Source organism: Streptomyces sp. NBC_00597, from assembly GCF_041431095.1.
Taxonomy (GTDB): domain Bacteria; phylum Actinomycetota; class Actinomycetes; order Streptomycetales; family Streptomycetaceae; genus Streptomyces.
In genome coordinates this window covers 2,490,556-2,503,235 of the sequence record NZ_CP107757.1, presented here as the reverse complement: position 1 = coordinate 2,503,235, position 12,680 = coordinate 2,490,556, and the positions used below count along the sequence as shown (strand labels likewise).

Here is a 12,680-nt window from a genome sequence, read left to right as displayed (position 1 = left end):
CATGACTCTGCGCCGCGGCCGCCGTCTGGCCATCGATGTCGGGGACGCCCGGATCGGGGTCGCCTCCTGCGACCCCGACGGGGTGTTGGCCACACCGGTGGAAACCGTTCCGGGCCGGGACATCCCCTTCGCCCACCGGCGGCTGCGGCAGCTCGTCGAGGAATACGAACCCCTGGAAGTCGTGGTCGGCCTGCCCCGCTCGCTCAGCGGGCGGGAGGGGCCGGCCGCGGCCAAGGTGCGCGTCTTCGCCACGGAACTCGCCAAGGGGATCAAGCCGGTGACGGTCCGTCTGGTGGACGAGCGGATGACCACGGTCACCGCCGCCCAGGGGCTGCGGGCCTCGGGGAGGAACGCGAAGAAGGGCCGTTCGGTGATCGACCAGGCGGCCGCTGTGGTGATCCTTCAGAACGCTCTTGAGACCGAACGGGTATCAGGTAATCCGCCCGGTGAGTGCGTCGAAGTGGTTGTCTGATCGCGATACGGTAACGTTCCGCGCGATGCGGCGGCATTCGAACAGTCGTCGCCCACCACTTCAGAGGCGGAACCGGGTGCCGCGGCGGACGTAGCCGTTGCCTCCGTCTCGCGGCTCTAGGGGACCGATGACTGAGTATGGCCGGGGCCGTGGCCCCGAACCGTGGCACCCCGAGGACCCCTTGTACGGGGACCAGGGGTGGACCGGGCACGAGGCCCAGCAGGCTCAGATGCCCTACGCAGGTGGCCCCCAGCAGCAGTATCCGCAGGAGCCGCAGTACCAGCAGGACCCGCAGTACCAGCAGTACGTGCAGCAAGGGCAGTACGTGCAGCAGGGGCAGTACCCGGGGCAGCAGCAGGGTTATGCCCCGCAGCAGCCCCACCAGGCGCACCAGCAGCAGATGCACGGGCAGCCCCAGCAGCCCCAGCAGCCCCAGCAGCCGGTTTACGACGGCCAGGGCTGGGACACCGGCCAGACCCCGTACGCCGCCGTCCCGCAGGCCGACCCGTACCTGGGCGCGGACCCGTACGCCCAGCAGCCCGTCGGCGGCTACCCGGGCGAGGCCCCCGACCTCTACGGCACGGCCGAGGCGTACCCGCCGCCGCAGCCCCCGGGCCGCCGCCACCTGGTCGCCGAAGAGGAACCGGAACCGGAATACGCCGAGGAACCGGCCGAGGAGGCCTCCTCGATCCTGCCCGGCGGCGAAGACGATTCCGAGGAGCCGGACGGCGGCGGGCGCCGCGGCCGCTCGAAGGGCAAGCCCAAGGGCCGCAAGGGCGCGGCGTGCCTGATCGCAGCCGTGGTGATCGTGGCCGTCCTCGGCGGTGGCGGCTACTACGGCTACGACTACATCAAGTCCAAGTTCACCACCGGCGAGGACTACGCCGGCGAGGGCGAGGGCTCGGTCTCCATCGACATCCCCAAGAACACCGGCATCGGCGAGATGGGCCGCATCCTCAAGGCGCACGGGGTCGTCAAGAGCGCGGACGCGTTCGTCGCCGCCGCCAAGGCCAACCCCAAGGGCGGCGCGATCCAGGCGGGCTCCTACGTGATGAAGGAGCACATGTCGGGCAAGGCGGCCGTAGACCTCATGGTCAACGGCGCCGGAATCAACGCCCTCGACGTCATTCCCGGCTGGAAGAACGCCCAGGTCTACAAGGCCATCGACGAGAAGCTCAAGCTCAAGGAGGGCACGACCAAGGACATCGCCGTCAAGGAGGCGAAGAACCTCGGTCTGCCCGACTGGGCCAACAGCAACAAGGACATCAAGGACCCGCTGGAAGGATTCCTCTACCCGGCCCGCTACGACCTCAGCAAGGACGCGACCCCCGAGTCGATGCTCAAGCAGATGGTCACCAAGTCCAACCAGGCCTACGCGAGCGCCGACCTCAAGGGGCAGGCGTCGAAGCTGGGCCTGGCGAACCCGCTCCAGCTCGTCACCGTCGCGAGCCTCGTCCAGGCCGAGGGCAAGTACCAGCACGACTTCGACAAGATCTCCCGGGTCGTCTACAACCGGCTCAAGCCGGGCAACACCGAGACCTACGGTCTGCTCGACTTCGACTCCACGGTCAACTACATCAAGGGTTCGAGCACCCTGGACGTCGGTTCAGTCAACGACCTCCGCAAGATCGACGACCCGTACAACACCTACAAGATCAAGGGCCTGCCGGCCGGACCGATCGGCAACCCGGGCCCCGACGCACTCAAGTCGGCGATCAACCCGGCCACCGGCCCGTGGTACTACTTCGTGTCGGTGAACGAGAACGAGACGCTCTTCGCCGTGACGAACGAAGAGCACAACCGGAACCGCCAGCGGTACGAAGAGGAACGGAAGAAGGCAGCAGGGCAGTGATACGCGCAGCCGTGCTCGGTTCACCGATCGAGCACTCCCTCTCACCGGTGCTGCACCGCGCCGCCTACCAGGAGCTCGGCCTCGACGACTGGTCGTACGACCGTTTCGAGATAGACGAGGCCGCGCTCCCGCAGTTCGTCGCCGGCCTCGGCCCCGAGTGGGCCGGGCTGTCCCTGACGATGCCGCTCAAGCGCGCGATCATCCCGCTGCTCGACGGCATCAGCGACACCGCCGCCTCGGTCGAGGCGGTCAACACGGTCGTCCTGACCAAGGACGGCAGGCGCCTCGGTGACAACACCGACATCCCCGGGATCGTCTCCGCGCTCCACGAGCGCGGTGTCGACGAGGTGGGGAGCGCCACCATCCTCGGTGCCGGTGCCACCGCCTCCTCCGCGCTGGCCGCGCTCGCCCGGATCTGCTCCGGCGAGGTCACGGTGTACGTACGCTCCAAGGCCCGCGCCGACGAGATGCAGGAGTGGGGCGAGCGCCTGGACGTGGCCGTCCGCACGGCCGACTGGGCGGACGCCGCGGACGGGCTCGGTGCACCGCTGGTCATCGCGACCACCCCGGCACGCGCCACGGACTGGCTGGCGGACCACGTACCGGCCGGCGGGGCGGGAACCCTGTTCGACGTGCTGTACGACCCGTGGCCGACCGCCCTCGCGGCGTCCTGGTCGCAGCACGACGGCCGGCTGCTCGGCGGGTTGGACCTCCTCGTCCACCAGGCGGTGCTCCAGGTCGAGCAGATGACCGGCCGCCACACCGCCCCGCTGGCCGCCATGCGGGCCGCGGGCGAGGCCGCGCTGCGCACCCGTCACTGATTCCCGCCGCACACCTGATGCACTGAGCGGGTCGATCTTGCTCGTGCGGGGCCCGACCCGCCAGGGTTGCCACGGGTGCACCACCGTCCGCCAGCTGGACCGGAGGGCGGTGCACCGGCCCGGACATGGGAGGATCGGGTGTGGCGGGTCCGGGCCGAGCACCCGGCCGCGCCACCGCAGTACCAGGCGCGAGCATGAGGAGCATCGTTGAGCAGGTTGCGTTGGCTGACCGCGGGAGAGTCGCACGGACCGGCACTGGTGGCCACGCTGGAGGGCCTTCCCGCCGGCGTCCCGGTCACCACCGAGCTGGTGGCGGACCACCTGGCCCGGCGCCGGCTCGGCTATGGCCGCGGTGCCCGGATGAAGTTCGAGCAGGACGAGATCACCTTCCTCGGCGGTGTCCGCCACGGGCTCTCGCAGGGTTCCCCGGTCGCAGTGATGATCGGCAACACCGAGTGGCCGAAGTGGGAGACCGTCATGTCGGCCGACCCGGTCGACCCCTCGCTACTCAAGGAAACCGGCCGCAACGCGCCGCTGACCCGCCCCCGCCCCGGCCACGCAGACCTCGCGGGCATGCAGAAGTACGGCTTCTCCGAGGCCCGTCCGATCCTGGAGCGCGCCAGCGCCCGTGAGACGGCGGCCCGTGTCGCCCTCGGCGCCGTCGCCCGGTCCTTCCTCAAGGAGGCCGCCGGCATCGAGATCGTCTCCCACGTTGTGGAGCTCGCCTCGGCCAAGGCCCCCTACGGCGTCTACCCGACCCCCGCCGACGTCGAGAAGCTCGACGCCGACCCGGTGCGCTGCCTCGACGCCGACGCGTCGAAGGCGATGGTCGCGGAGATCGACCAGGCCCACAAGGACGGCGACACCCTCGGCGGCGTCGTCGAGGTCCTCGCCTACGGCGTGCCCGTCGGCCTCGGCTCCCACGTCCACTGGGACCGCCGCCTCGACGCCCGCCTCGCCGCCGCCCTCATGGGCATCCAGGCCATCAAGGGCGTCGAGGTCGGCGACGGCTTCGAGCTGGCCCGCGTGCCCGGCTCGCAGGCGCACGACGAGATCGTCTCCACCCCCGAGGGCATCAAGCGCACCTCCGGCCGCTCCGGCGGCACCGAGGGCGGCCTGACCACCGGCGAGCTGCTGCGCGTACGGGCCGCCATGAAGCCCATCGCGACGGTCCCGAAGGCCCTCGCCACGATCGACGTGGCGACCGGCGAGGCCGCCGCCGCGCACCACCAGCGCTCCGACGTCTGCGCCGTGCCCGCCGCGGGCATCGTCGCCGAGGCCATGGTCGCGCTCGTGCTCGCCGACGCCCTGGTCGAGAAGTTCGGCGGCGACTCGGTCCCCGAGACCCGCCGCAACGTCCAGTCCTACCTCGACAACCTGCAGATCCGGTGACGGGCCGGCCACTGGTCGTCCTCGTCGGGCCCATGGGCTCCGGCAAGTCCACGGTGGGGTCGCTGCTCGCCGAACGGCTCGGCGTCCCCTACCGGGACACCGACGCCGACATCGTCGCGGCCCAGGGCCGCGAGATCTCGGACCTCTTCGTCGACGAGGGCGAGCCGTACTTCCGTGAGCTGGAGCGGCAGGCGGTCGCCGCCGCCCTCGCCGAGCACACCGGAATCCTCGCCCTCGGCGGCGGCGCCGTCCTCGACGCGGGCACCCGGGAGTTGCTGGCCGGCCTGCCCGTCGCCTACCTGTCGATGGACGTCGAGGAAGCCGTCCGGCGCGTCGGCCTGGGCGCAGCGCGCCCGCTGCTCGCCGTCAACCCGCGCCGCCAGTGGCGCGAACTGATGGAAGCCCGCCGCCCCCTGTACACCGAAGTCGCGCGCGTCGTCGTGGCCACCGACGACCGCACCCCCGAAGAGGTCGCCCAGGCGGTCCTCGACGCTCTGGAGTTGAAGGACGTATGACAGACCAGGTGACGCGGATCCAGGTCGGCGCCAGCGCCGGACACGAAGCGTACGACGTGCTGGTCGGCCGGCAGCTGCTCGGCGAGCTCGGCACACTGATCGGTACGAAGGCCCAGCGGGTCGCCGTGATCCACCCCGAGGCGCTGGCCTCGACCGGCGAGGCGCTGCGCGACGACCTGGCCGAGCAGGGCTACGAGGCGGTCGCCATCCAGGTGCCGAACGCCGAGGAGGCCAAGACGGTCGAGGTCGCCGCGTACTGCTGGAAGGCCCTCGGCCAGTCCGGCTTCACCCGCACCGACGTGATCGTCGGCGTCGGCGGCGGCGCCACCACCGACCTCGCGGGCTTCGTCGCGGCCACCTGGCTGCGCGGGGTGCGCTGGATCGCCGTACCGACCACCGTCCTGGCGATGGTCGACGCGGCCGTCGGCGGCAAGACCGGCATCAACACCGCCGAGGGCAAGAACCTGGTCGGCTCCTTCCACCCGCCGGCCGGCGTCCTGTGCGACCTGGCCGCGCTGGACTCGCTGCCCGTCAACGACTATGTCAGCGGCCTCGCCGAGATCATCAAGGCCGGGTTCATCTCCGACCCGGTGATCCTCGACCTCATCGAGGAGGACCCGGCGGCGGCCCGCACGCCCGACGGCCCGCACACCGCGGAACTCATCGTGCGCTCGATCCAGGTCAAGGCGGACGTCGTCTCCAGCGACCTGAAGGAATCGGGCCTGCGGGAGATCCTCAACTACGGGCACACCCTCGCGCACGCCATCGAGAAGAACGAGCGCTACAAGTGGCGGCACGGCGCCGCCGTGTCGGTCGGCATGGTCTTCGCGGCCGAGCTCGGCCGGCTCGCGGGCCGCCTCGACGACGCGACGGCCGACCGGCACCGGGAGATCCTGGCCGCCGTCGGGCTGCCGCTGACCTACCGCGGCGACCAGTGGCCCAAGCTGCTGCAGACCATGCAGGTCGACAAGAAGTCCCGCGGCAACCTGCTGCGCTTCATCGTCCTGGACGGCTTGGGCAAGCCCACCGTCCTGGAGGGCCCCGACCCGGCCCACCTGATCGCCGCGTACGGCGAGGTGTCCGCGTGAGCCGCAAGGTGTTGGTGCTGAACGGCCCGAACCTGGGCCGGCTCGGGTCGCGCGAGCCCGACGTGTACGGGGCCACCTCGTACACCGGGCTCGTGGAGAGCTGCCGCTCGCTGGGCGCGGAACTCGGCTTCGACGTCGAGGTCCGCGAGACCAACGATGAGGGCGAGCTCGTGCGCTGGCTGCACGAGGCGGCGGACGGCAAGATTCCGGTCGTGATCAACCCGGGTGCCTTCACGCACTACTCGTATGCCATGCGGGACGCGGCGGCGCAGCGCACCGCGCCGCTGATCGAGGTGCACATCTCGAACCCGTACGCCCGCGAGGAGTTCCGGCACACGTCGGTCATCGCCTCCGTGGCGACCGGCACGGTGGCGGGCTTCGGCATTGGCTCGTACCGGCTGGCGCTGCACGCACTGGCGGACGAAGTCGCGCTCTGACGGTGCTGGTGGGAGGCCCGGCCCCCGTGGTCATATAACGTTCTCGCATCAGTCGGTGGAACGAGACGGAGTGGCAGCGGATGCAGCACGGAGTGGGGGGCGGTAGCGCGGGCTGGGGGCATCCGGGGCATCATCCGGCCGTGCCCCCGCAACCGCCCATACCCCCTGCACAGGGGTGGCCGGTGCCGGTGCCGCCGGCCGCGCCGCCGCAGGGACCGCCCCCCGGCCCGGAGGCCACGGGGCACATTCCGCTGCCGCCCGCGGTGGCCGGTACCGGCGGGGCCACCCTGGCCGTGCTGCTGATCGGCCCGGCGGGCGCGGGCAAGACCACGGTGGCCCGGCACTGGGCGAGCACCCGGCCGGTGCCCACCGCACACGTGAGCCTCGACGACGTCCGCGAATGGGTGTGCTCGGGCTTCGCCGACCCCCAGGCGGGCTGGAACGACCACTCGGAAGCCCAGTACCGCCTGGCCCGCCGCACCTGCGGCTTCGCCGCCCGCAACTTCCTGGCCAACGGGATCTCCTGCATCCTCGACGACGCCGTCTTCCCGGACCGGCCGGTGGTCGGCCTCGGCGGCTGGAAGCGCCACGTCGGCCCCGCCCTGCTGCCGGTCGTCCTCCTGCCCGGCCTGGAGATCGTCCTGGAGCGCAACGCGGCCCGCTCGGGGAACCGGCGCCTCTCGGACGAGGAGGTCGCCCGGATCCACGGTCGGATGGCGGGCTGGTACGGCTCCGGCCTGCCCATCATCGACAACTCGGACCTGGACGTGGAAGCCACCTCCCGAGCCCTCGACGAAGCCCTCGCCCGCACCCTCGGCACCCCCGCCTTCTAGGGCGCGCCAAAGAGTTCCCGGCTGGTGCCGCGGACCGATCAGGATTCGAGAAGCGTGGGGGCCGATGCCGCGGCTAGCGTGATCGGCATGGACATCGGGGCCGCCACGAGGCGGTTCCCGGACCCCTCACCCCAGGAGTGACCATGTCTTCCACCCTCGGCATCAAGACCGTTCTGCACCCCGTCTCCGACCTGGCCGCCGCCAAGGACGTGTACACCGCGCTGCTCGGCGTGAAGCCGCAGACCGACGAGCCGTACTACGTCGGCTTCGAGGTCGGCGGCCAGCACATCGGGCTCGTCCCCGGCGGCGCCGCACAGGGGATGGCCTCTCCGGTCGCGTACTGGCACGTGCCGGACATCGAGGCCAAGCTGGCCGAGGTGACCGCCGCGGGCGCCACCGTGAAGGACGCCGCGCACGACGTCGGCGGCGGGCGCCTCGTGGCCACCTTCACCGACCCCGACGGCAACGTTCTCGGGCTGCTCCAGGACCAGTGAGTGAGCACGCCCAGCGCAGCTGGTTGGATCGAGCCACGCTGCCCGACCCGACGGACGGAGACACGATGAGCAAGGCCAGGCCCGCACCGCACGATGCCGACAGCCACGACCTGATCCGCGTGCACGGCGCGCGCGTGAACAACCTCAAGGACGTCAGCATCGAGATCCCCAAGCGCCGGCTGACGGTGTTCACCGGTGTCTCCGGCTCGGGCAAGAGCTCGCTGGTGTTCGACACGATCGCCGCGGAGTCGCAGCGGCTGATCAACGAGACGTACAGCGCCTTCGTGCAGGGCTTCATGCCGACCCTGGCCCGCCCCGAGGCCGACGTACTCGACGGTCTGACCACGGTGATCACCGTCGACCAGCAGCGGATGGGCGGGGACCCGCGCTCCACGGTCGGTACCGCCACCGACGTCAACGCCATGCTGCGCATCCTCTTCAGCCGGCTCGGCACGCCGCACATCGGCTCGGCCAAGGCGTTCTCCTTCAACGTCGCCTCGATCAGCGGCGCCGGCGCGGTCACCGTCCGGCGCGCCGGCCAGGAGGTCAAGGAGAGGCGCAGCTTCAGCATCACCGGAGGCATGTGCCCGCGCTGCGAAGGCCGGGGCGCGGTCACCGACATCGACCTGACACAGCTCTACGACGACTCCAAGTCCCTGAACGAGGGCGCGTTCACGATCCCCGGGTACACCGGGGGCGGCTGGAACTCCCGCCTCTACATCGAGTCGGGCTTCTTCGACCCGGACAAACCGATCGCCAAGTTCACCAAGAAGGAACTGCAGGACCTCCTCCACCGCGAACCGACCCGCATGAAGATCGCGGGCATCAACATGACGTACGAGGGCCTGATCCCGCGCGTCCAGAAGTCGATGCTGTCCAAGGACAAGGAGTCCATGCAGCCGCACGTCCGGGCGTTCGTGGAGCGGGCCGTCACCTTCACCACCTGCCCCGACTGCGAGGGCACCCGCCTCAACGAGGGCGCGCGCTCCTCGAAGATCAAGGGCAAGAACATCGCCGACCTGTGCGCGATGGAGGTCCGGGACCTGGCCGAATGGATCCGCGGACTCGACGAGCCCTCCGTGGGGCCGCTGCTCGCGACGCTCCTGGGGACCCTCGACTCGTTCGTGGAGATCGGCCTCGGCTACCTCTCCCTCGACCGGCCGTCGGGCACGCTGTCGGGCGGCGAGGCGCAGCGCGTGAAGATGATCCGGCACCTCGGCTCCTCGCTCACCGACGTCACGTACGTCTTCGACGAGCCCACCACCGGCCTGCACCCCCACGACATCCAGCGGATGAACGGCCTGCTGCTGCGGCTGCGGGACAAGGGCAACACGGTTCTCGTCGTGGAACACAAGCCGGAGACGATCGCGATCGCCGACCACGTCGTCGACCTCGGCCCCGGCGCCGGTTCCGGGGGCGGCACCGTCTGCTTCGAGGGCACCGTCGAAGGACTGCGCACCGGCGGCACCATCACCGGCCGGCACTTCGACGACCGGGCCAAGGTCAAGGAGACGGTGCGCAAGCCCACCGGCTCCCTGGAGATCCGGGGGGCCACCGCCCACAACCTGCGCGACGTCGACGTCGACATCCCGCTCGGGGTCCTCGCGGTCGTCACGGGCGTCGCGGGCTCGGGCAAGAGCTCCCTCGTGCACGGCTCGTTGCCCCGGCAGTCGGGGGCGGCCGGCGCGGGCGTCGTCTCGGTCGACCAGGGAGCCATCAAGGGGTCCCGGCGCAGCAATCCGGCGACGTACACCGGGCTGCTCGACCCGATCCGCAAGGCGTTCGCGAAGGTCAACGGGGTGAAGCCTGCGCTGTTCAGCGCCAACTCCGAGGGCGCCTGCCCGACCTGCAACGGCGCCGGTGTCATCTACACGGATCTGGCGATGATGGCCGGGGTCGCCTCGACCTGTGAGGAGTGCGAGGGCAGGCGGTTCGATGCATCGGTCCTCGACTACCACTTCGGCGGCCGTGACATCAGCGAGGTCCTCGCGATGTCGGTGACCGAGGCCGAGGAGTTCTTCGGCGCCGGCGAAGGACACCTCCCGGCCGCGCACCGCATCGTCGCGCGCCTCGCCGACGTGGGCCTCGGCTACCTCACCATCGGGCAGCCGCTCACGACGCTCTCCGGCGGCGAGCGGCAGCGGCTCAAGCTGGCGACCCACATGGCCGAGAAGGGTGGCGTCTACGTGCTCGACGAGCCCACCGCCGGCCTGCACCTCGCCGACGTCGAGCAGCTGCTCGGTCTGCTCGACCGGCTCGTCGACTCCGGGAAGTCGGTCATCGTCGTCGAGCACCACCAGGCGGTCATGGCGCACGCCGACTGGATCATCGACCTGGGGCCGGGTGCGGGCCACGACGGCGGCCGGATCGTCTTCGAGGGCACCCCCGCCGAGCTGGTCGCCGACCGTTCCACCCGCACCGGCGAGCACCTCGCCGCGTACGTCGGGAGCTGACCGGTTCCGGGCCGGGCGGGGGCGGGGACGGGCGGCGCCGCCCGCCCCCGCCCCGCCCACGTACGGATGCGCTCACCAGGCCGGATGCGCGGGGCGCTCGTACGCTCGAAGACATGTCAGACGTGTACGCGGCCCGCAGGGGCCTGCTTCGCGACCGCTGTGCCGCCGCCGGGAACGCCGCCGCACTGATCACGCGTCCGGCGAACGTCCGCTACCTCGCCGGAGCTTCCCCGCCGGGCGCCGTCCTGCTCGTCGGGCCGGGCGGCGAGGACGTGCTCTTCACCGTCGGCCCGCCCAGCGGCGAAGCCGAGGAGGGCCGCCTCGACGAGCAGCTCAGGCTCTTCGTACTGGACGGCCCCGGCAGCGACGCCGCCGTCGCGGCCGGCGACATGGCCGGATCGCTGCGGTCCGAGTCGCTGGCCGTCGAGGAGCACCACCTCACCGTCGCCCGCCACCGGGCCCTGTGCTCCGTCGCCCCCGGGCTGCGGCTCGCCGACCTGGGGTCCGCCGTGGAGCAGCAGCGCCTCGTCAAGGACGAGGAGGAGATCGCCTGCCTGCGGATCGCCGCGGAGATCGCCGACCAGGCGCTCGGCGAGCTGCTGGAGTCGATCCTGGTGGGTCGGACCGAGCGCCACCTGGCCCTGGAGCTGGAGCGCCGCCTGGTCGACCACGGCGCCGACGGGCCGGCCTTCCCGACCTCCGTCGGTACCGGGCCGAACTCCGGCCGCTCCCGGCACCGGCCCTCCGACCGCCGCGTCGAGGAAGGGGACTTCCTATCCGTCTGCCTCGGCGCCAACTACCGCGGCTACCGCTGTGAGATCGGCCGGACCTTCGTGATCGGCACCAGCCCGGCCGACTGGCAGATCGAGCTCTACGACGCCGTCTTCGCGGCTCAGCGGGCGGGCCGCGAGGCGCTCGTGCCCGGTGCCGCGTACCGCGAGGTCGACCGCGCCGCGCGCTCCGTACTGGACTCCGCAGGGCACGGTGAGGCCCTCGCTCCGTCGACCGGACACGGTGTCGGCCTCGAAATCGACGAGGACCCGCAGCTTGCACCTACGGCAATGGGTAAACTGGACGCTTGCGTGCCGGTCACCGTCGAACCGGGGGTTCACCTCCCGGGCCGGGGAGGTGTCCGGATCGATGACACGCTCGTCGTACGCCCCGAGGCGGACGGCGGTCCCGAGCTACTCACCATTACGACCAAGGAGCTGCTCGCGCTCTAGTCCGCCGCGGCGGACTGTGCGCGCACCCGTGGTCTTCCAGTGCAGGAGATTCCGCAACCGTGGCTTCCACGAACGACCTCAAGAACGGCATGGTGCTCAAGCTCGACGGTGACCAGCTCTGGTCCGTCGTCGAGTTCCAGCACGTCAAGCCCGGCAAGGGCCCGGCCTTCGTGCGCACCAAGCTCAAGCACGTGCTCTCCGGCAAGGTCGTCGACAAGACGTTCAACGCCGGCACGAAGGTCGAGACGGCCACCATCGACCGCCGTGACATGCAGTTCTCGTACATGGACGGCGACTACTTCGTCTTCATGGACATGCAGACCTTCGACCAGCTGATGGTCGACAAGAAGGCCGTCGGCGACGCCGCCAACTTCCTCATCGAGGGCTTCACCGCCTCCGTCGCCCAGCACGAGGGCGAGGTGCTCTACGTCGAGCTCCCGGCCGCCGTCGAGCTGGTCATCGAGCACACCGACCCGGGCGTCCAGGGCGACCGCTCCACCGGTGGCACCAAGCCGGCGCGCCTGGAGACCGGCCACGAGATCCAGGTCCCGCTGTTCGTGACCACGGGCGAGAAGATCAAGGTCGACACCCGCACCAGCGACTACCTCGGCCGGGTGAACAGCTAACCGTGGCTGCCCGCAGCAACGCACGCAAGCGCGCCTTCCAGATCCTGTTCGAGGCCGACCAGCGCGGGGTGCCCGTGCGCGAGGTCCTCGCGGACTGGATCCGCCACGCGCGGTCGGACGACCGGCAGCCGCCCGTCAGCGCCTTCACGATGGATCTCGTCGAGGGTTACGCCGACAAGGTGAACCGCATCGACGACCTGATCGTCACGTACGCCGTGGACTGGGAACTCGACCGGATGCCGGTCGCGGACCGGAACATCCTGCGGCTCGGTGCCTACGAGCTGATCTGGGTGGACGAGACCCCGGACGCCGTGGCCATCGACGAGGCCGTCCAGCTGGCCAAGGAGTTCTCGACGGACGAGTCCCCCTCGTTCGTGAACGGGATGCTGGCCCGTTTCAAGGACCTGAAGCCGAGCCTGCGGCGGGGCGAGTAGCCCAGGCGGTTCGGCGAGGACGGAGGGCCCGCAGCGCACG

13 protein-coding genes are annotated in these 12,680 nt (G+C 71.0%); all 13 read left to right on the top strand.

Features of this window, described 5'->3' with window-relative positions; genetic code table 11:
- Position 1 precedes the first annotated feature (1 nt).
- The 13 genes from ruvX to nusB all read left to right on the top strand — a co-directional run bounded on the left by ruvX (position 2) and on the right by nusB (position 12,640).
- Positions 2-472, top strand: coding sequence for a Holliday junction resolvase RuvX (gene ruvX, locus OG974_RS10995; protein WP_327282511.1), 471 nt, complete (start codon positions 2-4; stop codon positions 470-472).
- Positions 473-701: 229 nt separating this feature from the next.
- Entirely contained in the window at positions 702-2,324 is a 1,623-nt protein-coding gene (gene mltG, locus OG974_RS10990; RefSeq protein WP_328762170.1) for an endolytic transglycosylase MltG, read from the top strand.
- A complete protein-coding gene (locus OG974_RS10985; protein WP_327282509.1) occupies positions 2,321-3,145 on the top strand; it encodes a shikimate dehydrogenase in 825 nt (274 codons plus the stop codon). The genes mltG and OG974_RS10985 overlap by 4 nt, the downstream gene beginning before the upstream one ends.
- A 207-nt stretch (positions 3,146-3,352) precedes the next feature.
- Entirely contained in the window at positions 3,353-4,537 is a 1,185-nt protein-coding gene (gene aroC / locus OG974_RS10980; protein WP_327282508.1) for a chorismate synthase, read from the top strand.
- Positions 4,534-5,052, top strand: a complete 519-nt coding sequence (locus tag OG974_RS10975) for a shikimate kinase (protein WP_327282507.1) — start codon at positions 4,534-4,536, stop codon at positions 5,050-5,052. The genes aroC and OG974_RS10975 overlap by 4 nt, the downstream gene beginning before the upstream one ends.
- Positions 5,049-6,140: a 3-dehydroquinate synthase gene (aroB, locus tag OG974_RS10970; protein ID WP_327282506.1), complete on the top strand. Its 1,092-nt coding sequence runs from the start codon at positions 5,049-5,051 to the stop codon at positions 6,138-6,140. Before OG974_RS10975 ends, aroB begins: the two co-directional genes overlap by 4 nt.
- The gene (gene aroQ / locus OG974_RS10965) at positions 6,137-6,577 is read left to right on the top strand and encodes a type II 3-dehydroquinate dehydratase (RefSeq protein ID WP_327282505.1); all 441 of its coding nucleotides are present in this window, start codon (positions 6,137-6,139) and stop codon (positions 6,575-6,577) included. Before aroB ends, aroQ begins: the two co-directional genes overlap by 4 nt.
- An 80-nt stretch (positions 6,578-6,657) precedes the next feature.
- Positions 6,658-7,410 (top strand): AAA family ATPase, encoded by a 753-nt coding sequence (locus OG974_RS10960; RefSeq protein WP_327282504.1) that lies wholly within the window; start codon positions 6,658-6,660, stop codon positions 7,408-7,410.
- A gap of 143 nt (positions 7,411-7,553) precedes the next feature.
- Positions 7,554-7,904: a VOC family protein gene (locus OG974_RS10955; protein ID WP_371646316.1), complete on the top strand. Its 351-nt coding sequence runs from the start codon at positions 7,554-7,556 to the stop codon at positions 7,902-7,904.
- A gap of 65 nt (positions 7,905-7,969) precedes the next feature.
- Positions 7,970-10,357, top strand: coding sequence for an excinuclease ABC subunit UvrA (locus OG974_RS10950; protein WP_327282502.1), 2,388 nt, complete (start codon positions 7,970-7,972; stop codon positions 10,355-10,357).
- 113 nt (positions 10,358-10,470) lie between these two features.
- Positions 10,471-11,580 carry an aminopeptidase P family protein gene (locus OG974_RS10945; protein WP_327282501.1) on the top strand — a complete coding sequence of 370 codons (1,110 nt, stop codon included), beginning with the start codon at positions 10,471-10,473 and terminating at the stop codon, positions 11,578-11,580.
- A 59-nt stretch (positions 11,581-11,639) separates the two neighbouring features.
- The gene (gene efp, locus OG974_RS10940) at positions 11,640-12,206 is read left to right on the top strand and encodes an elongation factor P (protein WP_327282500.1); all 567 of its coding nucleotides are present in this window, start codon (positions 11,640-11,642) and stop codon (positions 12,204-12,206) included.
- Between the two features lie 2 nt (positions 12,207-12,208).
- Positions 12,209-12,640, top strand: coding sequence for a transcription antitermination factor NusB (nusB, locus tag OG974_RS10935; protein WP_327282499.1), 432 nt, complete (start codon positions 12,209-12,211; stop codon positions 12,638-12,640).
- The last annotated feature ends 40 nt before the right edge of the window (positions 12,641-12,680 follow it).

Bases quoted from the DNA above. Each gene is read 5' to 3' on its own strand.
- OG974_RS10955 (WP_371646316.1), top strand. From the start codon at position 7,554: ATGTCTTCCACCCTCGGCATCAAGACCGTTCTGCACCCCGTCTCCGAC.
- ruvX (WP_327282511.1), top strand. From the start codon at position 2: ATGACTCTGCGCCGCGGCCGCCGTCTGGCCATCGATGTCGGGGACGCC.
- OG974_RS10950 (WP_327282502.1), top strand. From the start codon at position 7,970: ATGAGCAAGGCCAGGCCCGCACCGCACGATGCCGACAGCCACGACCTG.
- mltG (WP_328762170.1), top strand. From the start codon at position 702: ATGCCCTACGCAGGTGGCCCCCAGCAGCAGTATCCGCAGGAGCCGCAG.
- OG974_RS10945 (WP_327282501.1), top strand. From the start codon at position 10,471: ATGTCAGACGTGTACGCGGCCCGCAGGGGCCTGCTTCGCGACCGCTGT.
- OG974_RS10960 (WP_327282504.1), top strand. From the start codon at position 6,658: ATGCAGCACGGAGTGGGGGGCGGTAGCGCGGGCTGGGGGCATCCGGGG.
- aroB (WP_327282506.1), top strand. From the start codon at position 5,049: ATGACAGACCAGGTGACGCGGATCCAGGTCGGCGCCAGCGCCGGACAC.